The sequence below is a fragment of the Sphingomonas sp. P2_B6 genome (genome assembly GCF_056404755.1).
Window position 1 is genome coordinate 265,218 of record NZ_JBFUDK010000005.1, and the last position, 26,134, is coordinate 291,351.

The window sequence follows — 26,134 nt, forward strand, 5'->3', positions numbered from 1 at the left end:
GGATACACGATACCTACCCGGTTAGCGCTACCACCGGCGCGATTCCGCTGACGTCCGAGAAGCACGGGCGCACCGGCCAGGAGAGGATTATCGCGATGCGCATCACGCGTAGGGACCTGGTCGTGGCGCTGGCGTCGGTAGCGGTCACCTGTTCCGCCGGCCTGATGGCGCAAACCCAGACCAGGAAGATCATCGGCCCGTCGGTGTGGGACTGGAACGCGATGAAGGTCACCCCGACCGATGTCGGCGAAGTGCGCAGCCTGGGCAATGGGCCGACCGCGACGCTCGACGATCTCGAGATGCACGTCACCACGCTCAAGCCCGGCCAGACGTCCCACGCGCCGCACAAGCACCCGAACGAGGAGCTGGTGATCATCCGCGAAGGCACGGTCGAGACCCTGTCCGACGGCGTGTGGAAAAGGCTCGGGCCGGGATCGGTGATCTTCAACGCGTCCAATTCGCTGCACGGGCTGCGCAATGTCGGCACGACCAACACGACCTATCATGTGATAAACTGGTCGACGCCGGCGACGCCGAAGAACTGAGCGCCGGCCACCAGGAGAGACGACATGAATTCGATCGACCGCCGCTCGATGCTGACCGGCGCCGGCGTTGCCGGGCTTGCCGCCGCGCTGCCGGGCGAGGTGATGGCGCAGGCGCTGAGCGGCAATGCCGTCCCCGAGACGGTCAATACCGGCGCGCCGACCGATCCCCGGCCGAAGCACCACATCAAGTTCGCGGTGATCGGGCTCGACCACAACCATATCTATTCGATGACCGCGGCGGTAATCCGCGGCGGCGGTGAGCTGGCCTGGGTCTATGCCACCGATGCCAAGCAGCTCGCCGCTTTCCAGAAGCTCTTCCCGAGCGCCAAGCTGGCGCGGAGCGAGGCGGAGATCCTCGAGGACAGATCGATCCAGCTGATCGCCGGCGCGCCGATCCCCGATTTGCGCGCGCCGCTGGGCATCCGCGCGATGAAGGCGGGCAAGGATTATCTCGGCGACAAGCCGGCGATCACCAGCCTGAAGCAGCTCGCCGATGTGCGCGCGGCGATCAAGGCGACGGGGCGCAAGTTCGCGATCATGTATTCCGAGCGGCTGGAAGTGCCCGCCGCGATCAAGGCGGGCGAGCTTATCGATCAAGGCGTGATCGGCCGCGTCGTCCAGACGATCAACATCGCCCCGCACCAGGTGAACCCGGCGAGCCGGCCCGACTGGTTCTGGGACAAGGCGCGGTACGGCGGCATCCTGACCGATATCGGCAGCCACCAGGCCGAGCAGTTCCTGTTCTTCACCAGGAGCAACCGCGCCGAGGTCGTCGCGTCGCAGACCGGCAACATCAACCATCCCGACAAGCCGCTGTTCGAGGATTTCGGCGACATGACGATGCGCGGGAATGGCGGCACCGGCTATCTCCGGGTCGACTGGTTCACGCCCAAGGGGCTCGGCACGTGGGGCGACGGGCGGCTCTTCGTGCTGGGCACCGAGGGCTATATCGAGCTGCGCAAATATGCCGACCCGACCGGCAAGCCCGGCGGCAACCATCTGTTCGTCGTCGACGGCAAGAGCGCGCGCTATCTGGATTGCAGCAAGGTCTATCTGCCGTTCGGCCCGCAATTCGTGACCGATATCGTCGAGCGCACCTCGATCGCGCAGGACCAGGAGCAGGCACTGCTGGCGGCCGAACTCGTACTCAAGGCCCAGAAGAACGCCACCCGGCCGATCACGGCCTGACGGAGAGACATTGTCATGACCAAAGGTTTCTCGCGGCGCGACCTGATCAGGACCGGGGCAGTGGCCGCGGTCGGCTTTCCGTCGATCGTGCCGGCCAGCGTGTTCGGCGCGAATGCCCCGAGCAAGCGCGTCAATATCGGCGCGATCGGCGTTGGGCGCATCTCGCGCATCCATGACATGGCCGAGGTCTTCAAGTTCGACGACGCGCATATCGTCGCGGTGTGCGACCTCGACACGCGGCGCGTGCAGCAGGGCATCGAGCTGGTCGACAAGACGTACGGCGAGAAGGCGGGCAAGCCCTATTCGGGCACGCGCGGCTATGCCGACTATCACGAGCTGCTGGCCAACAAGGACATCGACGCGGTCATCATCTCGACGCCCGACCATCAGCATGCGCCGAATTCGATCCATGCGGTGCGGGCGGGCAAGGATGTCTATTGCCAGAAGCCCGCATCGCTGACGATCGCCGAGGGGCGGCAGATGGCCGACGCCGTGGCGAAGACCGACCGCATCCTGCAGATCGGATCGCAGCAACGATCGCAGGACCCGTGGCCGCAATTCCACCGCGCGTGCGAGCTGGTGCGCAACGGGCGGATCGGCAAGCTGACGCATGTCGAGATCGGCCTGCCGGGCGATCCTTCCGGGCCCGAGGCGCCGCCGATGCCGATCCCCGCCAACCTGAATTACGACGCGTGGCTCGGGACGACGCCCGAGGTCTATTATACCGAAATCCGCGTGCATCCGCAGGACGGCACGTTCAGCCGGCCGGGCTGGCTGCGCTGCGAACAGTTCGGCGCGGGCATGATCACCGGCTGGGGCGCGCACCATGTCGACATCGCGCATTGGGGCATGGACACCGAACATAGCGGCCCGGTCGAGATCTGGGGCAAGGCCGAGTTCCCCAAGAGCGGGTTGTGGAACGTGCATGGGCCGTTCGAGACCTATGGCAAATATGCGAACGGGGTGGAGATGAAGATCTCCGGCGCCTTGCCCAATGGCGTGAAGTTCATCGGCACGGAGGGTTCGATCTTCGTGACGCGCACCGGCGGCGGGGTGACGGCGAGCGATCCGGCGATCGCCGCGGCGGGGACGAGCGGGTTGCTGGCGAGCAACCCCAAGATCCTCGACAGCGTGATCGGGCCGAACGAGATCCACCTGCCGCGCAGCCCCGAACAGCATCGCAACTGGATCGATTCGATCCGGACGCGCAAACCCAACATCTCGCCGGCGGAGCTGGGGCACCGGGCCTGCTCGACCTGCCTGCTGCACTGGACCGCGATGCGCACCGAACGGCGGCTGCACTGGGACCCGGTCAAGGAGCGCTTCATCGGCGACGATGCGGCGAACGCGATGCTCAGCCGGCCGCAGCGCAAGGGTTATGCGATCTGACGACCGGCCGGAGGGGCTAACGCGATGGGATTTGGTGACAACTTCTTTTCCTCTTCATCGCAGATGGGCAGGGGGACCGCGCTTGCGCGGTGGAGGGGACTTGGAGCGCGGCGACGTGGCCTTGCTCCAAGTCCCCTCCACCACCCGCTGAAGAAGCGGGCGGTCCCCCTCCCCACTGCGTGGGGAGGAACAGTTGGGGCGCTTCTGCTGGCTACTGGCGCACCCGCCCAGGACGTGACGGCCCAGGAAGTGATCGGCCCTACCTACACCGATGCACCCGAAATGGCGGTCAACCCGGGCCAGCCGATGGGCACGCTGCACGGCTTCGTGATGCTGTCGCAGGATTCCAAAATCTATCCCGGCATCCGGCAGCTGCAGAACGAGACCACGGCGAAGCGCGATCCCTTTGGCAACCGGATCGCGGCGAAGGCCGAGTTGCAGTCCGAACCGGCGCCGTATCGCCGCGAAGTGATCGTCTACATCCCGGCAGGCTATAAAGCCGGGACCGAGACGCCGTTCATGGTCGTCCAGGACGGGCGCGATTATGCGACACGGGTGGCGCTCGCGCTCGACACGTTGATTGCGCAGAAACGCGTGCCGCCGATGGTCGCGGTGATGATCCAGTCGGGCGGCGGCGATGCGCAGGGCTCCGAGCGGGGGCTCGAGTATGACACGGTCTCGGGCCGTTATGCCGAGTTCGTCGAGCGCGAAGTACTGCCGCTGGTGGCGCGCAACTACCGCGTCAACTTCACCAAAAACCCGGAAGGGCGCGCTACGATGGGCGCAAGCTCCGGCGCGGCGGCGGCGTTCAGCATGGCGTGGTTCCACCCCGAATGGTATCGCCGGGTGCTGTCCTATTCGGGCACCTTCGTGAACCAGCAGAGCCCGCCCGATCCTGCGACGCCCGAGGGCGCCTGGGACTATCACGCGCATTTGATCCCCGAGAGCCTCCGGAAACCGATCCGCATCTGGATGCATGTCGGCGAGAAGGACCTGCATTTCGACGATCCGGAATCGACCTTCCACAACTGGCCGATGGCCAACCAGCGCATGGCCGCCGCGCTGAAGGCGAAGGGCTATTCCTATCATTACGTGTTCGCGAGGGACTCGGTTCATGTCGACCAGCGGGTGGTCGGGCAGACCTTGCCGGGGGCGATCGAATGGCTTTGGCAGGGGTATCGGAAATGATGGTTGATCGGTTGTTCCCCGGCGAAGGCCGGGGTCCAGTTGGGAAGGTTGGAGTAACGAAGCGCAGCGCCTGCCGAGATATGTCCCCCAACTGGGCCCCGGCCTTCGCCGGGGAGCTCAAGAGGTTGGGAATGGGCGTGTCGCTGGCGGCTTTGCTGCTGTCCGGCACCGCCGTCGCGCAGACCACTCCTCAGCCCTGGCGCAACCCTGCCTTGCCCACCGAGCAGCGCGTCGATGCGCTGATCGCGCAGATGACGATCGAGGAGAAGGCGTCGCAGCTGGTCAACCAGGCGCGGGCGATTCCGCGGCTCGGGGTGCCTTCCTATGACTGGTGGAGCGAGGCGCTGCACGGCGTGGCGAACAACGGCTTCGCCACCGTGTTTCCCGAGCCGATCGGGCTCGCCGCGACCTTCGATGCCCCCGCGATCAAAACGATGGGCGAGGCGATCGGCACCGAGGGCCGGGTGAAATGGAATTTGATCGAGAAGGCCGGGGGCGAGCACCGCATCATGCAGGGCCTGACCTTCTGGTCGCCCAACATCAACATCTTCCGCGATCCGCGCTGGGGCCGGGGCCAGGAGACCTATGGCGAGGACCCCTATCTGACCGCCACGCTGGGCGTGAACTTCGTGCGCGGCATGCAGGGCGACGATGCGCATTATTATCGCGTGTCCTCCACCGCCAAACATTATGCGGTGCACAGCGGCCCCGAGCCGGGGCGGCACAGCGACAATATCCCGGTGAGCCTGCACGACGAGGAAGACACCTATCTGCCTGCGTTCCGCGCGCTGGTGGTGGACGGCAAGGTCGAGTCCGTGATGTGCGCGTACAACGCGATCAACGGCCAGCCCGCCTGCGCCAATGAATTCCTGCTCAAGGACAGGCTGCGCGACGCTTGGGGCTTCAAGGGGCATGTGGTGTCGGACTGCGACTCCATCGCCGATATCGAGCGCGGGCATCATTATACGAAGACGGTGGCCGAGGCGGCGGCGATCTCGCTCAAGCTGGGCGTCGACAATGATTGCGCCGAATATGGCCGCAGCGCAGGCGCGACTTCCGATTACGATCGCTATGTCGATGCGATGAAGCAGGGGCTGGTGAGCCAGGCGGTGGTCGACACCTCGCTGCGCCGGCTGTTCACGGCGCGCATGCGGCTGGGGCTGTTCGACCCGCCGGCAATGGTGCCGTTCAACGCCATTCCGGACAGCGCGCTCAATTCGCCCAAGCATGGCGCGCTCGCCACGACGCTGGCGCGCGAGGCGATGGTGCTGCTCAAGAACAATGGCGTGCTGCCGGTGAAGCCTGGCGTGAAGCGGATCGCCGTGGTCGGTCCGCTGGCGGATCAGGTCGATGTGCTGAACGGCAATTACAACGGCACGCCGGTCGCGCCGGTGAGCGCGCTGGAGGGTATCCGCAAGGCCTTTCCCGGTGCGGAGATCCTGTTCGAGCCGGGCACCGACTTCCTGCGCGCGGCCGAGCCGGTGCCGACGGCGTCGCTCTCGACGCCCGATGGAGCGCCGGGGCTCAAGGCCGAATTCTGGCGCGGCGCGGATTTCGCGGGCGCGCCGGCGGTGAGCCGGACCGATGCGATCATCGCCTATAGCCGCAACACGCCCGCGGTGATTCCGGATGCGGCGGTGACCTCCGCGCGGTGGAGCGGCTTCGTGGCGGCGCCGGACGACGGGCTGTACAAGATCGGCATCAACGGACGATCCGCCAAATTGTGGATCGACGACAAGCTCGTCGCGGACAACATGAACCCGCAGCAGCGCGGCGCCAACCTGGTCGAGATGCGCTTCGAGAAGGGCGTGAAACACAAGGTGCTGATCGAGCAGACGCCGAGCCGTTTCCCGCCGCGCTTCGTGTGGAACGAGGTGCGCACCGACGCGCTCGCGCGTGCCGTCGCGGCGGCCAAGGGCGCGGACCTCGTCATCGGCGTGGTGGGCATCACTTCCGCGCTGGAGGGCGAGGAGATGACGGTGAACGTGCCGGGCTTCGTCGGCGGCGACCGCACCAGCCTGGACCTGCCCGCGCCCGAGGAAGAGGTGCTGAAGGCCGTCAAGGCGACGGGCAAGCCGCTGGCCGTGGTACTGATGAACGGATCGGCGCTGTCGGTGAACTGGGCGGCGGCCAATGCCGATGCGATCCTCGAGGCATGGTATCCGGGCCAGGCCGGCGGCACCGCGATCGGCGAGACGCTGTCGGGCGCGAACAACCCGGCGGGGCGCCTGCCGGTGACCTTCTATACCGGAGTCGACCAGCTGCCGCCGTTCAAGGAATATGCGATGAAGGAGCGGACCTATCGCTACTTCACCGGCAAGCCCCTGTACCCGTTCGGGCACGGGCTGAGCTATACCAGCTTCGCTTATGGCAAGCCCTTGCTCTCCGCCGCGACGGTGAAGGCGGGCGATGCGCTCGGCGTCGACGTGACGGTGCGCAACACGGGCAAACTCGCCGGCGACGAAGTGGTGCAGCTCTATCTGAGCTTCCCGCAGGCGCCGGGCATGCCGGTCCGGGCGCTGCGCGGCTTTTCGCGGGTGCATCTGGCCGCGGGCGCCGCGACCAGGGTGCATTTCGACCTGGATGCGCGCGGGCTGTCGAGCGTGACCGAGGCGGGCAAGCGGATCGTCGCGCCGGGGGCCTATGGGCTGACGGTCGGCGGCGGGCAGCCGGGGACCGGGGCCGCGACCATGGCCGCCGGCTTTCGGGTGACGGGAACGAGCGCCCTCGCCGAATAAAACGCCGCCCCGGATCGGACCGGCACAGTAAACGCCTGCAACAGGTCTTGGAGAAGGCGCGGCGTTGCGCGATCCGGTCGAATAGTCGCCGAATTTCGCGAGGCACCTCCGAGCGGGGCGAAATCGAGCGATTCTTGAGCGCTGCGCGGCGAATAGGGAGCGGGGCGGTTGGAGAGGCGCAGAAATAGCTGAATCATGCGATTCGGGCGCATGACGGTATTGCCGCGATAGGGACGGATTATTTCCCGAATTACGCGAGGGGTATCGGTTTATCATGACGCTTTTCTTCGGGCTGAACGCCAATAGTCCGTACGGCCTCCACGGGCCGGGTTCGGGGAGTTCAGCACGAAAGGGCACCGACTTGAATCGGCGCGCGCGGAAATGGCCGGTCCCTTCGTCGCCCGCACAGGCCGGTCGGGCGCACGGGTCCGCTTCGGACCCTTGACGCGTTCGGCCGACGCGCCCACGCCGCCGCTCTTTACCCCAATACAGGCGTGCCGCGTATCCTGGCCGCCTTTCGAGTGATTGATTTTAAATGCGAATTCCTCGCCTGTTCAGCCGATCGTCCAATGACATGGCGATCGATCTCGGGACTGCCAATACCGTCGTCTATCTGCGCGACCGCGGCATCGTGCTCAACGAGCCCTCAGTCGTCGCCCTCGAAACGCTGAACGGCGTCCAGCGCGTGCGCGCGGTGGGGGCGGAGGCCAAGCTGATGATGGGCAAGACCCCCGAGAGCATTCGCGCGATCCGGCCGATGCGCGACGGGGTGATCGCCGACATCGATGTCGCCGAACAGATGATCAAGCATTTCATCGACAAGGCGCATGGCGGGAAGAGCCGGCTGCCGCGCAATCCGGAGATCGCGATCTGCATCCCCTCGGGCGCGACCCCGGTCGAGCGCCGCGCGATCCGCCAGGCGGCGCAGAATGCCGGCGCGCGCAAGGTCCATCTGATCGAGGAGCCGATGGCCGCGGCGATCGGTGCCGGTCTGCCGGTGACCGAGCCGATCGGGGCGATGGTGGTCGATATCGGCGGCGGCACCACCGAAGTGGCGGTGCTGTCGCTGCGCGGGCTCGCCTATAGCACTTCGGCGCGGGTCGGCGGCGACCGGATGGACGATGCCATCGCCTCCTATATCCGGCGCAAGCACAATCTCATGATCGGCGAATCCACCGCCGAGCGGGTGAAGATCGAAATCGGCAAGGCGTGCGAGGAATCCGCATCGACCAGCCTGATCATGCGCGTGAAGGGCCGCGACCTGGTCGCCGGCGTACCCAAGGAAGTCGAGGTCAGCCAGGCCGAGATCGCCGGATCGCTGGCCGACCTGGTCGGCCAGGTGGTCGAGACCGTCCTCGGCGCGCTCGAGCGGACCGAGCCGGAACTGGCCGCCGATCTCTACGACCAGGGCATCGTGATGACCGGGGGCGGATCGCTGCTGGCGGGCATCGACGAGGCGCTGGCCAAGGCCACCGGCCTGCCGGTGATCGTCGCGGAGAATGCGCTGATCTGCGTGGCGATGGGCGCCGGGCGGGCGCTGGAGGACCCGGTGCTGAGCGGGGTGATGGTGGAGGCGTGAGGGGCGAGCCGGAACCCGCCGCTGCGTCGGATCCGATCACAGCCAATATATGCCCCCCGACTGGACCAGCACCGGGTTGTCCGGCGGACGATCCGACCCGGTACTCCGCCGGGGAACTGCCAGGGCGGGGGGCGAAATCTACCCCGTCGCTTTACGCCGCCGGCACCCGGTACGCGCCGCAGAGCTTGTTGCCGTCGGGATCGCGCAGATAGGCGAGGTAGAGCTTGCCGAAGCCGCCTGCGCGAATGCCGGGCGGGTCCTCGATCGAGGTGCCGCCATGCTCGACGCCGGCCTTGTGCCAGGCGTCTGTTTCTTCCGGGCCGCTCATCGTGAAGCCGATCGTACCGCCATTGGCGCAGCACGCTTCCTTGCCGTCGATCGGCGTGGTGACGAGGAAGGTGCCGCCATTGTGCCGGTAGATGAGCCGGCCTCTATCGTCTTCGAAGGCGGGCTTGCCGCCGATCGCGCCGAACAGCGCATCGTAGAAGGTCCTGGACCGGGCAATATCGTTGCTGCCGACCGTCATGTGACTGAACATCGCGTTTCTCCCCTAGCGCCGGGATTCTCGCCCCGGCGGGAGGGCGCGTCAAGACGCCGTGGCGGGCTTGACGCCGGTGGGCCGGGCGCGCAGCTCGGCGCGGGCGTGGCCGATGATCTGGGCGCCGCCCCACAGGCCGAGCCCGGCCATGACGCTCGCGACGATCAGGTCCGGCCAGGCCGTGCCGGTGCCGAACACACCGATTGCCGCGAACATCACCGCGAGATTGCCGATCGCGTCGTTGCGCGAGCAGATCCAGACCGAGCGCATGTTCGCATCGCCGGTGCGGTAGCGGAACAGCAGGGCCGCGACCGCGGCATTGGCGACGAGCGCGATGAAGCCGACCACGCCCATCACCTCGGCCCTGGGCGTGGCACCGTGGAGCGCGGCCCAGAAGGTGGCGGCGAGCACGGCCAGGCCGAAGGCGAAGATCGTGCCGCCCTTCACCAGCGCGGCGCGGGCACGCCAGGCCAGCGCCATGCCGGCAACGCCGAGGCTGATCGCATAATTGGCCGCATCGCCGAGGAAGTCGAGCGCGTCGGCCTGGAGCGCGCGGGAGCCGCCCGCGACGCCCGCGCCCATCTCGCCCACAAACATCGCCGCGTTGACCGCGAGCGCGATCCACAGGATGCGGCGCCAGCGCGAATCATTGGTCGGTGTCGTCTCGCTCGCGCAGCTGCTGCAGGCCATCGTCATTCCCTCGACAGATCAGGAGTCGGATGGGCATATGCACCCTGTAGCAACTACAGGGTCAAGCCATGGCTGACGCATTCACGATCGGGCATCTCGCCAGGGCGACCGCGACCAAGGTGGAGACGGTGCGCTATTATGAGCGGATCGGGCTGCTCGCCGCGCCGGGGCGGACGCAGGGCAATTACCGCGCGTATGGGACCGAGGCACTGTCGCGGCTGAGCTTCATCCGGCGCGCGCGCGACCTGGGTTTCTCGATCGACCAGGTACGCGAGCTGCTCGATCTGGCCGCGCAGGGGCAACGCGATTGCGGGTCGGTGGATGCGATGGCGACCGGGCATCTTGCCGAGATCGACCGCAAGCTGGCCGACCTGGCCGCATTGCGGCGGGAGTTGAGCACGCTGATCTCGTCGTGCCGGGGCGGGGCCATATCCGACTGCCGGATCCTCGAGGCGCTGGCACCGCGCACGGGTTGAGGAGTCAGATCATCGGCAGGCTGCGGGGTTTCCGTCCCAGCGGGAAGGCAGCGTCGATCCGGGCGAGCGCCGCTTCGTCGAGGAGGAGGTCGCCCGCACCGGCATTGTCGGTGGCGTGGTCCGGCGAGGACGCCTTGGGGATGACGAAGGCATGGCGGGCGAGCGCCGCGAGCGCAACCTGCCGGGCGGTTGCACCATGCTCCGCCGCGATGCCGGCGAGCACGCGGCCGCCCGGGCTCGATGGTGCGGGGAAGGCGCCGCTGCCGAACGGGCTGTAGCCGACCACCGCCACGCCGTTGCGGTCGCACCACGGGACCACGGCGTGCTCGATGGCGCGTTCCTCCAGGTGATAGAGCACCTGGTTGCAGGCGATGCGGCCCGGACCGGCGATGGCGAGCGCTTCGTCGAGATCGTCCTCGTCGAAATTGCTGACGCCCCAGGACAGGATCTTGCCGTCCCGCACGAGCCGTTCGAAGCCGGCGATGGTTTCCTCGAGCGGATAGCTGCCGCGCCAGTGGAGCAGGTAACAATCGAGCCGGTCAGTGCCGAGCCGCGCGAGCGAGCGGTCGCAGGCGATGATCGTGCCGGCGCGCGAGGCGTTGTGCGGCAGGACCTTGGAGACGAGAAAGACCTCGTCGCGGCGGCCGGCGATCGCTTCGCCGACGATCGGTTCGGCATCGCCGTACATTTCGGCGGTGTCGATATGCGTCATGCCGGTATCGAGGCCGCGGCGGAGCGCCGTGACGGAAGCGGCGCGGTTGCCGCCGTCCATGCGCCAGCTGCCCTGGCCGATGATCGCGACGTCGCGCGCGGTGCTGCCGAAGGGGCGAAGGCGCATGATCAGCCGAGCGCCTGTTCGATCCAGGCGACAATCCGCTGCGTCGGCATCGCGCCCGAGGTCCGGGCGATCTCGCGCCCCTTGCGGAACAGGATCATGCTGGGGATGCCCTGAATGCCGTAGCGCGCGGCGATGGCGGATTCGGCCTCGGTATCGAGCTTGGCGAGCCGGACCCGGGGTTCGAGCTGCGCCGCCGCCGCTTCGAAGGCGGGGCTCATCATGCGGCAGGGGCCGCACCAGGCCGCCCAGAAATCGATCACGACGGGCAGGTCGCCCTGCGCCACCTGCCGGTCGAAGGTGGCCGACGTGAGGTCGACCGGCTTGCCCGCGAAAAGCGGCCGGTGGCATTTGCCGCAGGTCGGGTTCTGGTCGAGCCGGGCACGCGGCACGCGGTTGAGCGCACCGTCATGCGGGCAGGCGACCAGCAGGGTTTCCGTATTCGGCATGCGCGTCTCCAACCCTGCCCGGCGCTTGCGGTTCCCGGATCAGCCCGTCAGCGCAGCGGTGAGCGCGAGCATCGGCGGGGTGAAGGCAAGCGGGCGCGTCAGCGCGACCGCCAGGGTGATGACGCCGAAACCCCAGAGATAGGCGGGATGCACCTTGCGCCGCGTGAACAGATCATAGGTCATCGCGATGCCGATGAAGACCAGCATGATGAACCAGATCGTCCAGATGATCCAGGTGCCGAGCAGCGGCAGCGGCAGCAGCCGGCCGACGCCGGGCGTCATGATCTGGATCGCGGCGCAGAGCATCAGCCGGCGGTGCCAGTCGGTACGCGCGCGCATCTGCACGCCCGCCCAGGTGAGGCCGGCAAAGACCAGCACGGTCAGCCAGTCCATCACGAGAAAGACATTGGGTTCGAAGAAGGGCGGGATGCGGTGATGGATCGCCGCCAGGGTGTTCACGCTGACCCCGACCAGCACCATCCAGCCGACATAGACCGCAGCGAGCCGCCCCAGCCTGCGATGCAGCGCGAGATTGCCCTGATAGACGAGCAGATTCTGCGTCACATAGATGCCGAGCCAGCCCATGAAGGTGATGCCGTGGACATGCACCCACCAGGGCGCGCCGAAGCTCGACCGGCCGGCGACGAGCTGGAGGCTGAAGCCGGCGACCACGGTGGCCGAGATCACCAGCGCCATGATCAGGAAGAAACCGCGGTCCCTGGAGACGCTGTCGCGCCCGAAACCGCCCGCCAATGTCGCCATATCGCCCGCCCCCGCAAAACGTTGCGGCAGGGTATCAAAAACCGGCGGCGCTCACCAGTGTCATCATGGGCCGGACGGGATGGTGATGCCGCGCCGCGTACGGCGGCGATGGAAGAATTTCAGCAGCGGTCGCTCGATCAGGAGATAGGCAATGATCCCGCCACCGATCGCGCCGAAGAACGCGACCACCGCCATCGGCGCCATCGGCAGGTGCAGCAGCCGGGCGAGGACGAAGCAGCATTGCAGCGGGAAGATCTGCCACAGATAGATCGAATAGCTCGCCTCGCCGAGCAGCAGGAACGGCCGCCATGTCGGGACTCTGCCGCGCGCCTCCAGAATCAAAGTGCCGACCAGCAATGCCGTCACCAGGACCATCGCAGGGCGGGCCAGCAACGCGAAGATCACGACCGCCGCCAGCGCGACGCGCGGACGGCGCAGCGCCGGCCGAAGCCACATCATGGCGACCCAGCCGCCGACCACGAATTCGAGGAGTATCGGGAGAGTCCACAAGGCGAGGATCGGGCCGCTCGGACCAAAGATCCTGCCGAGCAGCACGAGCCCGCAGAGGATACAGGTCAGCACTGCCAGGCGGTAGCGCGGCAGGAACAGGATCAGGGTGAAGAGCGTGTAGAACAGCATCTCCACGTTGAGCGTCCAGCCGACCGCGAGGATCGGCGAGGCGATGTTCCGCATGGTCTGCGGGCCATAGGGAATGAAGGCAAAGGAGGTGAACACCCGCACCGGATCGATCGCGACATTGGGGGCGATGCCGATCAGCGCGGCCACCACCATCGCCGACGTCGCGATCCAGTAGAGCGGCGCGACGCGGAGCAGGCGATCCTTGAAAAAGGCCCAGGGCCGCGCCCCGCCATCCGTGATCGCGATCATCAGGAAACCGCTGAGCACGAAGAACAGGTCGACGCCCCAGGCACCATAGCGCCAGGGCACGCCCGCCGCCTCGGTCACATGGAAGAGGACCACGCCGGTCGCGGCAATGCCGCGCAGATATTGCAGGCCGATCAGGCGCCGCCGTTCGGGGGGGCGTTGGGGGGGACGCTCTGGCGGGCTTTGCGAAGGGCGTTCGGGCGCGCCCGGCTGGTCGATCGTCACGCCGCCTTCCCCCTTTTCACCGGACGATAAAGCGCGATCGGCGCGTCCTCAAGCGGTTGGGCCTTCCCACTCCCGCTTTGGGGCATTACGGCATTGACGCATGTCCAGCTTCACAATAATGCGACGCACTCGCAATAAGGAGTCGTCATGTACCGCTATCTCGACCGTGCGATCCGCCGGCTCGACGAACCGGAGCAGTTCCTGCTCGTCGCGATGCGGACCTGGGTCGGCGCGGCGCGCGCCGGGCGGTGCTGCTGCCATGCGCTCCATGCCGGCTTCGCGCGGCGCGGCATCGCCGAGGCGCTGCCGGATTTCAACATGATGATGGCGACGCTCGACCAGGACGGCTTCGGCCAGATCCGCTTCGGCGCCGCCGGATCGGCCCGGGTGACCGACGACGAGGCGCGCATGCTCGCGCTGTTCGAGGTCGCGCAGCAGGGGCCGATCGCACGGCTCAAGCGGGTGGCCGCCGGTCTGGTGGTCGAGGATGCGGTGGCGCGACTGGCCCAGGCGGCGGATTTTGTCGCGACCGCCATGGCCAGCGACACAGCCACCGGCACCGGGCACCCATGAACATGCCCGTCCGCGCGCCGCGCACCATTGCCGACCATGCCGCTTTCCAGACCGTGCCGGTGCGCTGGGTGCGGCACTGGAACGAGCATCTGTTCAGCTTCGCGATCGAGCGGCCCGCGAGCTTCCGTTTCCGGTCGGGCGAATTCGTCATGATCGGGCTGCCCGGCGACGACGATGCCGGCGGCCGTCCGCTGATGCGTGCCTATTCGATCGCCAGCCCGGCCTGGTCGGACGAGCTCGAATTCCTGTCGATCAAGGTACCCGACGGCCCCCTCACCTCGCGGCTGCAGACGATCCGGCCTGACGACCAGCTCTATCTGGGCAAAAAGCCCACCGGCACGCTGGTGCTCGACGCGCTGCTCGGCGGGAAAAGGCTGTTCCTGCTGTCGACCGGCACCGGGCTCGCCCCGTTCCTGAGCGTGGCGCGCGACCCCGATGTCTATGACCGGTTCGGGCAGGTGGTGATCGTCCATTCAGTGCGGCGCGTGAGCGACCTTGCCTATCATGACGAGCTGACCGCGCAGCTGGCAGGCGATCCGCTGGTGGGCGACCAGGCATTGCTGCAATTCCATTATGTGCCGACCGTGACGCGCGAGACGTTCCACACCAGCGGGCGGATCGATGCGCTGGTGGAGACCGGGCAATTGTTCGGCCCGCCGCTGGCCGGCGCGAAGGCGTTCGATCCGGAGCATGACCGCGTGATGCTGTGCGGCAGCACCGCGATGATCCGCGACACCGCGGCGATGCTGGAGGCGTGCGGGTTCGAGGAGGGGTCGAATGCGAAGCCCGGACATTATGTGATCGAACGGGCGTTTGTTGGGTAAGGCGACGGCCTCCATCCGTCATGCCGGACTCGTTCCGGCATCCATGTTTCCGCAAGCGCTGCGTCCGGACATTGAGCGCTGCGTGTGCCGCCCGATGGACCCCGGAACAAGTCCGGGGTGACGGGAGGTTTGGGTAGCCGCCATTTTGCCAACTCACCCTTAGATAGGGGGTGCGGTTGATTGTCGGATGCGCCATCCCGATCTGCACGGCGCGGCGGCATGTTGCCCCGGTTGCGATGGCGGAGACATGAAGATGGCAGGACCCAGGCTGTTCGAACCCCTGTCGATCGGCACGCTCGCGCTGTCCAACCGGATCGTGATCGCGCCGATGTGCCAATATTCGGCGATCGACGGATGCATGACCGACTGGCACCTGATGCATCTCGGCTCGCTTGCCCTGTCGGGCGCGGCGCTGCTGACGATCGAGGCAAGCGCGGTGCTGCCCGAAGGGCGGATCACTTATGCCGATGTCGGGCTGTATGACGACGCGACCGAAGCGGCGATCGCGCGGACGATCGAGAGCGTGCGGCGCTGGTCGGACATGCCGATCGCGATCCAGCTGGCTCATGCCGGCCGCAAGGCATCGACTGAAGTGCCATGGAAGGGCGGCGCGCAGATCGCGCCCGGCAATCCGCATGGCTGGCAGACGGTCGCGCCCTCGCCGATCGGCTTCCACCACAAGGATCATGCGCCGCTCGGGCTCGACAAGGTCGGGCTGGACCGGGTGCGCGACGCCTTTGTCGCCTCGGCGCAGCGCGCGGCGCGGCTCGGGCTCGACGCGGTGCAGCTGCACGGCGCGCATGGCTATCTGCTCCACCAGTTCCTGTCCCCGCTGTCGAACCGGCGCGACGACGATTATGGCGGCAGCCTGGAAAACCGGATGCGCTTTCCACTGGAAGTGTTCGATGCCGTGCGCGCGGCCTTCCCGGCCGACAAGCCGGTGACGATGCGGGTGTCCGGGACCGACTGGGTCGAGGGCGGCTGGGACGTCGAGCAGACCATTGCCTTTGCCCGGGCGCTGGAGGCACGGGGATGCAGCGCGGTGCATGTGTCGAGTGGCGGGCTCGACCCGCGGCAGCATATCCCGACTGGCCCGAGCTATCAGGTACCGCTGGCGCGCGCGGTGAAGCAGGCGACCGGCATGCCGGTTGTGGCCGTGGGCATGATCACCGAGTACGAACAGGCCGAGGCGATCATTGGCACCGGCGATGCGGACCTTGTCGCACTGGCCCGGGGCATTCTCTACGACCCGCGCTGGCCGTGGCACGCGGCGGCGCATCTCGGGGGGCAGGTCAAGGCGCCCGACCAGTATCTCCGGTCGCAGCCGCGGCAGTTTCGCGACCTATTCAAGGGCTGAGCGCTACATCACTACCATCGCCACCGCCGCGGCGGCCATCACCGCCGTGGCGACCCAGCCGAAGAAGAGCAGCGCCTTGTGGGCGGTATAATCCCCCATGGTCGACTTCAGCGAGACGACGATCATCATCGCCGCCATGATCGGCACGGCGACCACGCCATTGATCACCGCGCTCCAGAACAGCGCCTTGATCGGGTCGATCGGCGACCAGTCGATGCCGATACCGAGCAGGGTCGAGATCGCGATGACCGCGTAGAAACCCTTCGCCTCGAGCGGTTTGCGTTCGAGGCCGGTGTTCCAGCCGCGCGATTCCGCGATCGCATAGGCCGTCGAGCCGGCCAGCACCGGGATGGCGAGCATACCGGTGCCGATAATACCGAGGCTGAACAGCAGGAAGGCGAACTGCCCGGCGACCGGCCGAAGCGCGCTGGCCGCATCGGCGGCGCTGGCGATGTCCGTCTTGCCCGAGGCGTGGAGCGTCGCCGCCGTGCCGATCATGATCGCCAGCGCGACGAGGTTCGACACCGCCATGCCGCTGAACGTGTCGAAGCTGATCCGGCGGAATTCGCCCGCCGCCTCGTCCGGCGCGTCGTTGAGCGCGTGCTTGGCGATGTCCCGGTCGACTTCCTCGACCTCCTGCGAGCTTTGCCAGAAGAAGAGATAGGGGCTGATCGTGGTGCCGAAGACCGCGACGATCGTGGTGACCGCGCCGACGCCCGCGACGCTCGGCCAGACCAGGCCCCAGCCGACCGCCGCCCAGTCGACATGGACCATCAGAATCAGGGCGACATAGGCGAGCAGCACCAGGGTCAGCCATTTCAGGATGGCGGCATAGCGGTGATAGGGCACGAAGACCTGGAGCAGCAGCGAAACGATGGCGAAGGCAGCGGTGAACAGATGGCCGCCCGCCCCGGCGACGAGTTCGGCCGCCGCGCCCATCGCGGCGAGATCGGCACCGATGTTGATCGTATTGGCGACGAACAGCAGCAGCACCAGCCCGGTCACGGCCCAGCGCGGCAGCACCTTGGCCATGTTGCGGGCAAGGCCGGCATCGGTGACCCGGCCGATCCGTGCGCTGACCAGCTGCACCGCGGTCATCAGCGGATAGGTCAGCACCAAGGTCCAGAGCAGGCCGAAACCGAACTGCGCACCGGCCTGGGAATAGGTGGCGATGCCGCTGGGATCGTCGTCCGCCGCGCCGGTGATGAGGCCGGGGCCGAGCTGTTTGATCAGGCCGGGTCTGCGGGCGATTTTTTCGGGAATCATGAAGGATCCTTGGCGCGACGCCGGCCGGTCGCGCGAGTCATCGGATCAGGTTTCTTCGGCGGCGTCCAGCCGGGCGGCGGGGTCATGCGCTGCTGGCTGGTGCCGAGGCCCATGCGGCCCGGCTGCTGGCGGATCAGCCCCGAGGTGTCGGCGGCCGCGGCCTCCTCGGCCGAGGCACCGCCACGCAACAGATTGAGCTGGTCGCGCAGGCGCTTCGCTTCCTCGAAATCCAGTGCTGCGGCGGCGGCCTCCATGCGCTTTTGCAGCTCTTCGATCTCGGCGCTCATGGCCGCATAACGACCAGCGAGAGGAATGGTCCCGGGCGAAACACGTCCTCTTCCCCGGCGAAGGCCGGGGCCCAGTTGGGGGACGATAATGGACGAGCGCTGCGCATCATTACATCAGCCTTCCCGACTGGGCCCCGGCCTCCGCCGGGGAAGGGTTGGAAGAAAGTGCGTCACACCACTGGCCCGACCACGACATCGTCCAGCGCCAGCCAATCCGCCATGCGCCGCAGCTCCAAGGTCAGCCGCTCCATCGTCCCGGCCGGTGCGCCGGGCTCGAGCGTGACTCGGTGCGCCAGCAGGCGCGAGGCCTGGCGATCGGCCTTCAGATCCACGCGCGCGACAAGGCGGTCGTCGAGCAGGAAAGGCAGGACATAATAGCCATGGATGCGCTTCTCCGCCGGCGTGTAGATCTCGATGCGGTAGCGGAAATCGAACAGGCGTTCAGTGCGGGCGCGTTCCCACACCAGCGGATCGAACGGGGCGAGCAAGGCCGCCGCCTGCACCCGGCGCGGGCGCTTCGCGTCGCGGTGAAGCCAGGCCTGGTGCGTCCAGCCCCTGACCGCGACCGGGACCAGCACGCCCTGCTCCGCCAGCTCGGCGACCGCCCGGCTCGCATCATCCGGCGTCTGGCGGAAATAGTCGCGCAGATCGGTCGTGGTGGCGATGCCGTGCGCGCGGGCGGCGATCTCGATCAGGGCGCGGTGCGCGTCCGCCTCGGGCGGTGTCGGCAACGACAGGATGCGCTGCGGGATGACGCGCTCGGTCAGGTCATAGACGCGCTCGAAGCTGCGCCGCCGGGTCGCGGTGGTGATGTGCCCGGCCCAGAACAGCCATTCGAGCGCATGCTTGGTCGCGCCCCATGCCCACCAGCCGGTGCTGCTCCTGCCCTCCTCGAAATCCGAGGCGGCGAGCGGCCCTTCGGCGCGGATGCGGGCAAGGATCGCCTCGGCCTCGGCCCGGCGCTCCCCGGCAAAGGCGCGCATGCTCTTCCAGCCGGCCACGCCCGAATCCGCGCGCGCCATGCGCCAGCGCAGCAGGGGGTGAAGCGACAGCGGCAGCAGCGACGCCTCGTGCGCCCAATATTCGAACAGCCGCCGTTCCGCCTTGCGGCCCCAGGCGGCGGCGTCGAGCAGGGTGCGGTCATAGCCGCCGAGCCGGGAGAAGGCAGGCAGATAATGCGCGCGGACCAGCACGTTGACGCTGTCGATCTGGTGCAGCGCGAGCCGGTCGAGCGTGCGGCGCAAATGACCCTGATCGGCGCGCGCGGGATGCGCGGCGCCGAAACCCTGCGCGGCGAGCGCGATCCGCCGCGCCTGTGCGAGCGAAAGACTCTCGGTCAGGGCTGTTCGGCCCGATAGGCGGCGCGGGCATAGGCATGGGCCGCCTCGCGCTCGCGCGCCGTCTTGAACGCAGTCTCCGGATCGGGCGCGTCGCCGAGCGAGTGCAGCAACGCCCAGAGCGCGAAGCGGCGGCCGGGCTCGGCCTCGGTCCAGAAGGCCGTGCCGAGCCTCTCGATGCCCAGCTCGATCGCCGCGTCGTCGAGCGTCTCGATCGCCGTCGTGCCGAAATAATGATGGAGCAGCGCGTCGAGATCCAAACCCGTTCCCCTCAGCACCGCCGGAGCGGCGGCGGGTAAACCATGCCCTGCTCCGGGCGCGCCGCCAAGCGTGCTTCGGCCGATCCGATCAGCCCGTCACGCACTTGCCCGGCGGGCCGGCAGATCGAGCAGGCCCGGCGCGAGCCGACCCGAGGGATCGAGCTGCTGCTTCCATTTGCGAAAGCCGGCAAAGCATTCGGCGCCGAAATGGGCGGCGATATCGAAGCCGGGATAGAGAAGCTCGGCCTGGGCATAGCGGCGGAAGTCCGGATGGGCGCGCAGCCACAGGGTGAAATCCGCTTCGAGCGCACGGATCGCCGCGTGATCGAAGCCCGCCTCAGGCTCCTCGCCCCAGATGCCGACCGCGACCAGATCCTGCTGGGCGGGATGGATCAGCGGCGGCGTGAAGCGCCCGAACGGCAGGGAATAGGCATAGGCCGGCCGCGCCTGCCAGGCATGCTGGTGCCGTTCGGCGATCGCTACGAGCTCGCGCCGGGCCTGGCTCCAGGCAGGGCGCGGCACGAAGGCGCAGAACCAGATCGCCTTTTCCCAATGGTGGCGGCTCGCCGGCACGCGGCCCCGCTTGCCGAGCGGCAAGGCCGCATCTTCCCCGTCGCGCGGCCGCACGGCCATGGTCACCGCGACGATGATGCAGAGCTGCCCCATCGACCCGAACAGCCAGGGAAAGAGCGGATCGGACCGGCCGACCGTGCGCACCGCGCCGTCGAGCGTCACCACGTCGATACTCTCGACGCATTCCCAGAAGCCGCCATGCCGCCGGCTTTCCGCACCGAAGCCCCCGGCCGAAACAAAGCCGCCCACGGTGGAGGAAGGCGCATTGCCGTCGTTCAGGACAGGCAGCTCATAGCCGAGCGGCGCGAGCAGCCGCTGCACGTCCCACATCGTCGCGCCGGCGCCGACGGTGATCGTGCCCGGCCGGGTGAAGACATAGGAATCGAGCCCCTTGGTCTCGACAAGTACTTCGCCCGAGCGGGGGATCGAGGAGCCGTTCATCGAATGGCCGGCGCCGCGGACACGCACGGCCATGCCGCGTGCCTTCACTTCGGACAGGCCGGCCCATAAAGACCCCACATCAGGCGGGGCGAAGCGCCAATAGATGCCGCTGCTTTGATGAAATCCGCCATAATCGGTCATCGGCCGTGAAGTCGGTTCGAACATCGGCATAGCCCGGAAAATGTCACATTCTCCCGGACGGCCCAAGCGCAGGTGGCCCCAATGTCGTTTTATTTCATCGCGGCGCGCTTGCTGTAGATCAGTGCGAATCCCGGGAACGGCGGCGGCGGCGAAGCGTCTTCCCCCGGCTATGTCACCACCCAGCACCCCCCTTCACCCCTGGCAGCATCATGCGCAGGACGAATTGCAGGCCATGATGCACGCCATGGTCGACGATCCGGCTTTCCCCTGTGTCGGCGCCAAGGCGGCCCTGGCGCGCGGCACGTTGCAGGTGCTCGCCTGTAACCGCATCGACAGCGCGTGGGACGATCTGCGCATCCATGACGGGCTGATCGCCTTTGCCGGCGCCTATCGCGCGGCGCCTGCGCTGTTCCGCAGCTTCGCGGTCGTGTTCGAGGGCCCCGAGGACCTGGCCGAGGACAGGTTCGAGGCCGCCTTGTGGGAACGCGTCCAGTCGCTGTCGGACAAGGATGTGTGGCGCGGCCAGGATTATGATCCCGCCGTCAGCTCCGACCCGGAGAACCCGCATTTCTCGCTGAGCTTCGGCGGCGAGGCCTTTTTCATCGTCGGCCTGCATCCGCATGCCAGCCGCCCGGCGCGGCGCTTTGCGCGGCCCGCCATGATCTTCAACCTGCACGACCAGTTCGAGACGCTCCGCGCGCAGGGCAAATATGAGGGCATGCGCGAGAAGATCCTGCTGCGCGACGAAGCGCTGGCCGGATCGCGCAACCCGATGCTGGCGCGGCACGGCGACACGAGCGAGGCGCGGCAATATAGCGGCCGCGCGGTGGGCTCGGACTGGGCCTGTCCGTTTCGCTATGCAGGGGACGCCAAGTGAACGACGTGACCGAGATTCCCGAGCGCAGCGGCACGGCCTTCCGGCTCGCCAAAGGCGAGACGCTGGTGGTGATCGACCCGCGCGGCGAGCAGGTGGCCGATCTGCTGGCCTTCAACGCCGATGATGTGGACGAGGTGATCTCGTCGGGGCGGACGCTCGACTATGCCTCGCGCCTCTATCTGACGACGGGCGACAAGCTTTATTCGAACCGCTCCAACGTGCTGCTGGAGATCGTCGAGGACATGGTCGGCCGGCACGACTTCCTGCTGACGCCCTGCTCGGCGGACACCTTCCGGCTGCTCTATGACGACCTGGCGCCGCACCGCGGCTGTTTCGGCAATCTCGCCGAAGCGCTGGCGCCCTATGGCGTGGTGCCGGACCGAATCCCGACCGCGTTCAACTGCTTCATGAACGTGCCGGTCGACGGCAAGACCGGCGAACTCAAGGTGCTGCCGCCGATCAGCAGGGCCGGAGACCATATCGCCTTTCGCGCGGCGGCCGATCTGATCATTGGCCTCACCGCCTGTTCGGCGCCGGATTCCAACGGCGGCAGCTTCAAGCCGATCCACTACCGGATCGAACCGGCGGGCTGAGCCTTACTCGCCGCGGTGGCGGACCGCGTCCTCGATGCCGATCCCGCCGAGCACCAGCGCGAACAGGACCATGCTGACGATAACGAGCAGCGGAAAGGCGTTGGCGATCATCTCAAAGGCTCCATCCAGGTGAGGATGGTGGGATGCGCCCCGGCTGCCGGTGGCGCTTTGACGCCGGTCAAATCCCCGAGCGGAGGCCCTCCCGCCTCAGTCGCGCGTGACGAAGGCGATCAGTCTGCTGTCGGGCGACCAGGCTGCCTTGTCGAGCGAGCCTGCGCCGCCGCGGAACTTCGACAGGGTGATGGCCTTGTCGGGCTGAGGCACGCCGTCCGTCACCGGCATGCGGCGCAGCGCGACATCGGTCGTGGCCGCGAGGGTGCGGACCGGCGCTTCGGTCGCGAGATACACCAGCCATTTGCCGTCGGGCGACAGGCGCGGATCGAATGCGCTGCCCGCGCCCGTCTCGATCGGGGTGCGCGCACTGCCATCGGCGCGGGCGCGCCAGAGGCCGGAGGCCGAGCCGGCCGGGGCGCTGGAATAGACCCAGTCGCCGGCCGGAAGGGCCGCCAGCGCGGGTGCCGCGCCGGTGAGTTTCCCGACCCGGTCGCTGTCCCAGCCGGTGGCGCCCCAGGTCGCGCCGCCCGTGTGATAGACGATGTCCTTGCCGTCGGGCGACCAGCCGGCGATCGCGATCGGAACGGCGGCGCGGTGCAGCACGGTCTGCTCGAACTCATTGGCGACCTGAATGGTCTGCAGCGTGGTGTCGTTCGAGCGGCCCGTCGCGTTCGCGGGGAGCGGGGTGATCTTCACCTTGCTGAACGCCATGGTCTCGCTGGTGGTGTCGTCATGCGCACAGACGCCCAGGCCGATATAATAGGTGCCGGTGATCTTCAGCTTGAACGAGCCGCCGGCGCGGTGGAGCTTTCCATCGGCCCCGGGCACCGAGAGATAGGCATAGTCGCCGATCTTCTCGAGCTTCACCGTGCCGAGCCGGCTGGTGTTGATCCAGATGAGCCGGGTCTGCCCGCCCTTCACTTCGCGATATTGCAGCGAGAGCTGGTCGTTGCTCATGCGGATCGCGTCGACATAGGCCGAATCCGGATCGAGATCCTGGCGCAGCACCACGCCGCCCTTGCGGTGGAGGAAGCCGCCTGCGGTCGGCGCCGGCTTGGGGCTGGTAAAGTCGAGATCGGTCTGCATCGCGACATTGCCCGACATCGGCTTCCAGGTGAACTGGAAGGCGTCGTGCCCGGCCCACATGTTGCTGCCCCCGCCGGTGATCGAATAGGTGCCGGTCTGCGCATCGTAAGAGGTGTTGCCGGGATGCGCCGGCCCGCCGATGTCGCGGTGATCGACGAACTGCCCGGCCGGCCGGGGCGTTTCGGCGCCCGCAACACTGGCTACGAGCGCGAGCGACATGGCTACCCAGCGCGACACCGTCATTCGATAATCCTCCCCGACGCAGCGGCGATTCCGCCTGCGCGGATCATATAGCATATCTGATTTATAGCGCTAACATTGCTTTGCGCCACTTGACGCACCGACCAGGGCCCGACCTGATCCAGTGGTTGCAGCAGGACTAGGGCCTGACCCTGTCCGAGAGCGCTCAGCTGATGGGCAGCGCGGTGCGCCTCACCATCGCCAATCTCGCGGGGCGCAGCGTCGGCGTGTCGGCGCGGATCGACAAGGCCCTGTTGCCGGCGAAGCGCGTGCTGTAATCAGGGCGCGCACGGCACAGGAGCGACGGATGGACGACGACATCCCCGAAGCGAGCAAGCTCACCCGATCGAAGCAGCGCTGGGCGAGCGAGGGCAAGTTCCTGACCGGCCACAGCGCACGCCCCGACACCGAGCGCCTGCCGCCCGGCCAGCATCTGGTGCGCGACTGGCCGGTGCTCGACCTGGGCCAGCAGCCCGATGTGCCGACCGAACGCTGGATGCTGACGGTGAGCGGACTGGTCGACAACCCGGTCGCGCTCGACTGGAAGGCGTTCATGGCGTTGCCGCAGACGGGCATCCGCACCGACATTCACTGCGTCACCACCTGGTCGCGCTACGATAATGACTGGCAGGGCGTGCTGACGCGCGACCTGCTCGATCTGGTCCAGCCCGGCGAGGACGCGGCGTTCGTGCTGCTCCACGGCTATGACGGCTATACCACCAACCTGCCGCTGGCCGATTTTGCCGCTCCCGACGCGATCCTGGCGCATGGCTGGCAGGGCAAACCGCTGGCGCGCCAGCATGGCGGGCCGGCGCGGCTGGTGGTGCCGCATCTCTATTTCTGGAAGAGCGCGAAGTGGATCAAGGGGATCGACTTTCTGGCCGCCGACAAGGCCGGCTTCTGGGAGGTCAACGGCTATCATATGCGCGGCGATCCCTGGACCGAGGAGCGCTATTCCTGAACCGTGCCGTCAGTGCCAGAAGGCGGGGCCGTGACCCGCAAGATCATCCATGTCGATATGGACGCCTTTTACGCGTCGGTGGAGCAGCGCGACGACCCGAGCCTGCGCGGCCGGCCGCTGGCGGTGGGCAGCCCGAGCGGGCGAGGCGTGGTCGCGGCGGCGAGTTACGAGGCGCGGCGCTTCGGGGTGCGCAGCGCGATGCCCTCGGTCACGGCGCTCAGGCGCTGCGCCGAGCTCGTCTTCGTGCCGCCGCGCTTCGAGGTGTACCGCGCCGTCTCGCAGCAGATCCGGGCGATCTTCCTCGACTATACGCCGCTGGTCGAACCGTTGTCGCTCGACGAGGCCTATCTCGACGTGACGGAGAATCTGCGCGGGCTTGCTTCGGCGACCGAAACGGCGGCGGAGATAAGGGCACGGATCTTCGAGACGACCGGGCTGACGGCATCCGCGGGCATTTCCTACAACAAGTTCCTCGCCAAGCTCGCCTCGGACCAGAACAAGCCCAATGGGCAATGCGTCATCACACCCGGCGCGGGCGCGGCGTTCGTCGAGAAGCTCGAGGTCGGGCGGTTCCACGGGGTCGGGCCGAAGACCGCGGAGAAGATGAACCGGCTGGGCATCTTCACCGGCGCGGATCTGCGCGCGCAGGAAATGGCGTTCCTGCAGGCGCATTTCGGCAAGGCCGGCGCCTGGTATCATGCGATCGCGCGGGGCGAGGACGACCGGATCGTCAACCCGGACCGGCCGCGCAAATCCTCGGGCTCGGAAACGACCTATAGCGAGGATCGCGAGACACCCGAGCAGGTCGAGGAAGGCGTGCGGGCGATGGCCGACGATGTATGGGCCTGGTGCGAGAAATCGGGCGGACGCGGACGGACGGTGACGGTGAAATGCCGCTATGCCGATTTCCAGACGGTGACGCGCAGCCGGACACGGCATGCGACGGTGAACGACCGCGAGACCTTGCACGACACGGCGATCGCGCTGGTGCGGACGCTGTACCCGCTGCGAGCGGGGATCCGGCTGATCGGGGTGACCCTGTCGACCTTCGATGGGGGTGAGGACGAAGCGCAGCTGGATCTACTGGGGTGAGGTTTCGACGTTGAGAAAGAGCGCCGGCGTTTTGCGATCGTCGGAGTATTGTCTCTAGTCGGAGGCTGGTGTGTTGACTCGAGGGTCTGGGGCGCAAAATGTCATGAAGGTCACTGACATTTTTGGAGGCCGTGGCCGAACGCGTTGCGGCCCGCGAAGCGGATGCTTTGCGGGCTGTGGGTGTTGGTATGAGATGGGTTCTGTCGCCGTTTCGGCGTTGGAGTTGAGACGTTGGTTGCGGGGACAGGATTTGAACCTGTGACCTTCAGGTTATGAGCCTGACGAGCTACCGGGCTGCTCCACCCCGCGCCAAGGTTCGCACCCGCTGGTTGGCGGGTGGATGACTGTGAATGGGTTCCTGGTTCCGTTTTTCGTGTTGTTTCACCGGCTTCAATGCCTGGCGACGACCTACTCTTCCATTGCTTGAGCAATAGTACCATCGGCGCAGTCAGGTTTCACGGCCGAGTTCGGGATGGGATCGGGTGGGGCACTGACGCTATAGCCACCAAGCAATGAGGCCGGTGAGACAGCTCGCGGTCAGTTTCCTGACCGCGGGCAAACCCGGTTAGGGGTTTATCTCGAAAAACGGTTCTTTAGGGTCCCATCAAAGTGATACTTTGATGGG

At 67.3% G+C, this 26,134-nt stretch carries 26 protein-coding genes, 1 tRNA gene and 1 rRNA gene; 14 read left to right on the plus strand and 14 right to left on the minus strand.

The window, feature by feature from the left end; all coding sequences use genetic code 11:
- Window positions 1-95 precede the first annotated feature (95 nt).
- The 6 genes from AC1DX5_RS09995 (at window position 96) to AC1DX5_RS10020 (ending at window position 8,627) form a co-directional block, all read left to right on the plus strand.
- Entirely contained in the window at window positions 96-545 is a 450-nt protein-coding gene (locus AC1DX5_RS09995) for a cupin domain-containing protein (RefSeq protein WP_478015185.1), read from the plus strand.
- A gap of 24 nt (window positions 546-569) precedes the next feature.
- Window positions 570-1,733, plus strand: a complete 1,164-nt coding sequence (locus AC1DX5_RS10000) for a Gfo/Idh/MocA family protein (protein ID WP_478015187.1) — start codon at window positions 570-572, stop codon at window positions 1,731-1,733.
- 15 nt (window positions 1,734-1,748) lie between these two features.
- On the plus strand, window positions 1,749-3,122 hold the full coding sequence (locus AC1DX5_RS10005) for a Gfo/Idh/MocA family protein (RefSeq protein WP_478015189.1): 1,374 nt from the start codon (window positions 1,749-1,751) through the stop codon (window positions 3,120-3,122).
- A gap of 234 nt (window positions 3,123-3,356) precedes the next feature.
- The gene (locus AC1DX5_RS10010; RefSeq protein WP_478015190.1) at window positions 3,357-4,310 is read left to right on the plus strand and encodes an alpha/beta hydrolase; all 954 of its coding nucleotides are present in this window, start codon (window positions 3,357-3,359) and stop codon (window positions 4,308-4,310) included.
- 131 nt (window positions 4,311-4,441) lie between these two features.
- Window positions 4,442-7,048 (plus strand): glycoside hydrolase family 3 C-terminal domain-containing protein, encoded by a 2,607-nt coding sequence (locus tag AC1DX5_RS10015; RefSeq protein WP_478015193.1) that lies wholly within the window; start codon window positions 4,442-4,444, stop codon window positions 7,046-7,048.
- Window positions 7,049-7,583: 535 nt separating this feature from the next.
- Window positions 7,584-8,627 carry a rod shape-determining protein gene (locus AC1DX5_RS10020; protein ID WP_465170756.1) on the plus strand — a complete coding sequence of 348 codons (1,044 nt, stop codon included), beginning with the start codon at window positions 7,584-7,586 and terminating at the stop codon, window positions 8,625-8,627.
- A 151-nt stretch (window positions 8,628-8,778) separates the two neighbouring features.
- Here the strand turns inward: AC1DX5_RS10020 and AC1DX5_RS10025 are convergent, their stop codons facing one another.
- A complete protein-coding gene (locus AC1DX5_RS10025; protein WP_465174913.1) occupies window positions 8,779-9,165 on the minus strand; it encodes a VOC family protein in 387 nt (128 codons plus the stop codon).
- A gap of 48 nt (window positions 9,166-9,213) precedes the next feature.
- Entirely contained in the window at window positions 9,214-9,855 is a 642-nt protein-coding gene (locus tag AC1DX5_RS10030; RefSeq protein WP_478015195.1) for a cation efflux transmembrane domain-containing protein, read from the minus strand.
- 68 nt (window positions 9,856-9,923) lie between these two features.
- On the opposite strand from AC1DX5_RS10030, the gene AC1DX5_RS10035 reads away from it, so the two are divergent.
- Window positions 9,924-10,331 (plus strand): MerR family transcriptional regulator, encoded by a 408-nt coding sequence (locus AC1DX5_RS10035; RefSeq protein ID WP_478015197.1) that lies wholly within the window; start codon window positions 9,924-9,926, stop codon window positions 10,329-10,331.
- Between the two features lie 4 nt (window positions 10,332-10,335).
- On the opposite strand, the gene AC1DX5_RS10040 is transcribed toward AC1DX5_RS10035, so the two are convergent.
- The 4 genes from AC1DX5_RS10040 to AC1DX5_RS10055 form a co-directional block, all read right to left on the minus strand.
- Window positions 10,336-11,169 (minus strand): aldo/keto reductase, encoded by an 834-nt coding sequence (locus AC1DX5_RS10040; protein WP_478015198.1) that lies wholly within the window; start codon window positions 11,167-11,169, stop codon window positions 10,336-10,338.
- A 2-nt stretch (window positions 11,170-11,171) separates the two neighbouring features.
- The gene (trxC, locus tag AC1DX5_RS10045; RefSeq protein ID WP_478015200.1) at window positions 11,172-11,615 is read right to left on the minus strand and encodes a thioredoxin TrxC; all 444 of its coding nucleotides are present in this window, start codon (window positions 11,613-11,615) and stop codon (window positions 11,172-11,174) included.
- 39 nt (window positions 11,616-11,654) lie between these two features.
- On the minus strand, window positions 11,655-12,377 hold the full coding sequence (locus tag AC1DX5_RS10050) for a hypothetical protein (RefSeq protein WP_478015202.1): 723 nt from the start codon (window positions 12,375-12,377) through the stop codon (window positions 11,655-11,657).
- A 63-nt stretch (window positions 12,378-12,440) separates the two neighbouring features.
- Complete coding sequence (locus AC1DX5_RS10055) at window positions 12,441-13,487, minus strand: acyltransferase family protein (protein ID WP_478015204.1); 1,047 nt, start codon at window positions 13,485-13,487, stop codon at window positions 12,441-12,443.
- Between the two features lie 147 nt (window positions 13,488-13,634).
- Between AC1DX5_RS10055 and AC1DX5_RS10060 the strand changes: the two genes are divergently transcribed.
- The 3 genes from AC1DX5_RS10060 (at window position 13,635) to AC1DX5_RS10070 (ending at window position 16,241) form a co-directional block, all read left to right on the plus strand.
- Entirely contained in the window at window positions 13,635-14,060 is a 426-nt protein-coding gene (locus AC1DX5_RS10060) for a hypothetical protein (protein ID WP_478015206.1), read from the plus strand.
- A 2-nt stretch (window positions 14,061-14,062) separates the two neighbouring features.
- Window positions 14,063-14,884: a ferredoxin--NADP reductase gene (locus AC1DX5_RS10065; RefSeq protein ID WP_478015224.1), complete on the plus strand. Its 822-nt coding sequence runs from the start codon at window positions 14,063-14,065 to the stop codon at window positions 14,882-14,884.
- Between the two features lie 253 nt (window positions 14,885-15,137).
- Window positions 15,138-16,241, plus strand: a complete 1,104-nt coding sequence (locus tag AC1DX5_RS10070; protein ID WP_478015226.1) for an NADH:flavin oxidoreductase/NADH oxidase — start codon at window positions 15,138-15,140, stop codon at window positions 16,239-16,241.
- Window positions 16,242-16,244: 3 nt separating this feature from the next.
- On the opposite strand, the gene AC1DX5_RS10075 is transcribed toward AC1DX5_RS10070, so the two are convergent.
- The 5 genes from AC1DX5_RS10075 to AC1DX5_RS10095 form a co-directional block, all read right to left on the minus strand.
- Window positions 16,245-17,507: an NRAMP family divalent metal transporter gene (locus AC1DX5_RS10075; RefSeq protein WP_465174918.1), complete on the minus strand. Its 1,263-nt coding sequence runs from the start codon at window positions 17,505-17,507 to the stop codon at window positions 16,245-16,247.
- Window positions 17,504-17,794, minus strand: coding sequence for a UvrB/UvrC motif-containing protein (locus AC1DX5_RS10080; protein WP_465170767.1), 291 nt, complete (start codon window positions 17,792-17,794; stop codon window positions 17,504-17,506). The genes AC1DX5_RS10075 and AC1DX5_RS10080 overlap by 4 nt, the downstream gene beginning before the upstream one ends.
- Window positions 17,795-17,964: 170 nt before the next feature.
- Entirely contained in the window at window positions 17,965-19,038 is a 1,074-nt protein-coding gene (locus AC1DX5_RS10085) for a winged helix-turn-helix domain-containing protein (protein WP_478015208.1), read from the minus strand.
- 92 nt (window positions 19,039-19,130) lie between these two features.
- On the minus strand, window positions 19,131-19,391 hold the full coding sequence (locus tag AC1DX5_RS10090; RefSeq protein WP_478015210.1) for a hypothetical protein: 261 nt from the start codon (window positions 19,389-19,391) through the stop codon (window positions 19,131-19,133).
- 96 nt (window positions 19,392-19,487) lie between these two features.
- On the minus strand, window positions 19,488-20,570 hold the full coding sequence (locus AC1DX5_RS10095; RefSeq protein WP_478015212.1) for an FAD-binding oxidoreductase: 1,083 nt from the start codon (window positions 20,568-20,570) through the stop codon (window positions 19,488-19,490).
- A gap of 145 nt (window positions 20,571-20,715) precedes the next feature.
- Here AC1DX5_RS10095 and gntA point away from each other — a divergent pair, with 145 nt between their 5' ends.
- The gene (gene gntA, locus AC1DX5_RS10100) at window positions 20,716-21,423 is read left to right on the plus strand and encodes a guanitoxin biosynthesis heme-dependent pre-guanitoxin N-hydroxylase GntA (protein WP_478015214.1); all 708 of its coding nucleotides are present in this window, start codon (window positions 20,716-20,718) and stop codon (window positions 21,421-21,423) included.
- Window positions 21,420-22,016 (plus strand): DUF1989 domain-containing protein, encoded by a 597-nt coding sequence (locus AC1DX5_RS10105; protein ID WP_478015216.1) that lies wholly within the window; start codon window positions 21,420-21,422, stop codon window positions 22,014-22,016. The genes gntA and AC1DX5_RS10105 overlap by 4 nt, the downstream gene beginning before the upstream one ends.
- Before the next feature lie 207 nt (window positions 22,017-22,223).
- On the opposite strand, the gene AC1DX5_RS10110 is transcribed toward AC1DX5_RS10105, so the two are convergent.
- Window positions 22,224-23,459, minus strand: a complete 1,236-nt coding sequence (locus tag AC1DX5_RS10110; protein WP_478015217.1) for a TolB family protein — start codon at window positions 23,457-23,459, stop codon at window positions 22,224-22,226.
- A gap of 304 nt (window positions 23,460-23,763) precedes the next feature.
- Here AC1DX5_RS10110 and AC1DX5_RS10115 point away from each other — a divergent pair, with 304 nt between their 5' ends.
- Together AC1DX5_RS10115 and dinB are read left to right on the plus strand one after the other, a co-directional pair.
- Window positions 23,764-24,417 carry a sulfite oxidase-like oxidoreductase gene (locus AC1DX5_RS10115; protein WP_465170774.1) on the plus strand — a complete coding sequence of 218 codons (654 nt, stop codon included), beginning with the start codon at window positions 23,764-23,766 and terminating at the stop codon, window positions 24,415-24,417.
- Window positions 24,418-24,474: 57 nt separating this feature from the next.
- A complete protein-coding gene (gene dinB, locus AC1DX5_RS10120; RefSeq protein WP_465177181.1) occupies window positions 24,475-25,509 on the plus strand; it encodes a DNA polymerase IV in 1,035 nt (344 codons plus the stop codon).
- 232 nt (window positions 25,510-25,741) lie between these two features.
- Here dinB and AC1DX5_RS10125 read toward each other — a convergent pair.
- Window positions 25,742-25,818 (minus strand) — tRNA-Met (locus tag AC1DX5_RS10125).
- Window positions 25,819-25,904: 86 nt separating this feature from the next.
- Window positions 25,905-26,019: ribosomal RNA gene (rrf, locus tag AC1DX5_RS10130) — 5S ribosomal RNA — on the minus strand.
- Between the last annotated feature and the right edge of the window lie 115 nt (window positions 26,020-26,134).

Coding starts and splice junctions, on each gene's coding strand:
- AC1DX5_RS10095 (WP_478015212.1), bottom strand. CDS start 20,570: ATGTTCGAACCGACTTCACGGCCGATGACCGATTATGGCGGATTTCAT.
- AC1DX5_RS10115 (WP_465170774.1), top strand. CDS start 23,764: ATGGACGACGACATCCCCGAAGCGAGCAAGCTCACCCGATCGAAGCAG.
- AC1DX5_RS10050 (WP_478015202.1), bottom strand. CDS start 12,377: ATGGCGACATTGGCGGGCGGTTTCGGGCGCGACAGCGTCTCCAGGGAC.
- trxC (WP_478015200.1), bottom strand. CDS start 11,615: ATGCCGAATACGGAAACCCTGCTGGTCGCCTGCCCGCATGACGGTGCG.
- AC1DX5_RS10080 (WP_465170767.1), bottom strand. CDS start 17,794: ATGAGCGCCGAGATCGAAGAGCTGCAAAAGCGCATGGAGGCCGCCGCC.
- AC1DX5_RS09995 (WP_478015185.1), top strand. CDS start 96: ATGCGCATCACGCGTAGGGACCTGGTCGTGGCGCTGGCGTCGGTAGCG.
- AC1DX5_RS10025 (WP_465174913.1), bottom strand. CDS start 9,165: ATGTTCAGTCACATGACGGTCGGCAGCAACGATATTGCCCGGTCCAGG.
- AC1DX5_RS10040 (WP_478015198.1), bottom strand. CDS start 11,169: ATGCGCCTTCGCCCCTTCGGCAGCACCGCGCGCGACGTCGCGATCATC.
- AC1DX5_RS10000 (WP_478015187.1), top strand. CDS start 570: ATGAATTCGATCGACCGCCGCTCGATGCTGACCGGCGCCGGCGTTGCC.
- AC1DX5_RS10015 (WP_478015193.1), top strand. CDS start 4,442: ATGGGCGTGTCGCTGGCGGCTTTGCTGCTGTCCGGCACCGCCGTCGCG.
- AC1DX5_RS10075 (WP_465174918.1), bottom strand. CDS start 17,507: ATGATTCCCGAAAAAATCGCCCGCAGACCCGGCCTGATCAAACAGCTC.
- AC1DX5_RS10110 (WP_478015217.1), bottom strand. CDS start 23,459: ATGACGGTGTCGCGCTGGGTAGCCATGTCGCTCGCGCTCGTAGCCAGT.
- AC1DX5_RS10070 (WP_478015226.1), top strand. CDS start 15,138: ATGGCAGGACCCAGGCTGTTCGAACCCCTGTCGATCGGCACGCTCGCG.
- AC1DX5_RS10030 (WP_478015195.1), bottom strand. CDS start 9,855: ATGGCCTGCAGCAGCTGCGCGAGCGAGACGACACCGACCAATGATTCG.
- dinB (WP_465177181.1), top strand. CDS start 24,475: ATGGACGCCTTTTACGCGTCGGTGGAGCAGCGCGACGACCCGAGCCTG.
- AC1DX5_RS10035 (WP_478015197.1), top strand. CDS start 9,924: ATGGCTGACGCATTCACGATCGGGCATCTCGCCAGGGCGACCGCGACC.
- gntA (WP_478015214.1), top strand. CDS start 20,716: ATGTCACCACCCAGCACCCCCCTTCACCCCTGGCAGCATCATGCGCAG.
- AC1DX5_RS10005 (WP_478015189.1), top strand. CDS start 1,749: ATGACCAAAGGTTTCTCGCGGCGCGACCTGATCAGGACCGGGGCAGTG.
- AC1DX5_RS10020 (WP_465170756.1), top strand. CDS start 7,584: ATGCGAATTCCTCGCCTGTTCAGCCGATCGTCCAATGACATGGCGATC.
- AC1DX5_RS10065 (WP_478015224.1), top strand. CDS start 14,063: ATGCCCGTCCGCGCGCCGCGCACCATTGCCGACCATGCCGCTTTCCAG.
- AC1DX5_RS10060 (WP_478015206.1), top strand. CDS start 13,635: ATGTACCGCTATCTCGACCGTGCGATCCGCCGGCTCGACGAACCGGAG.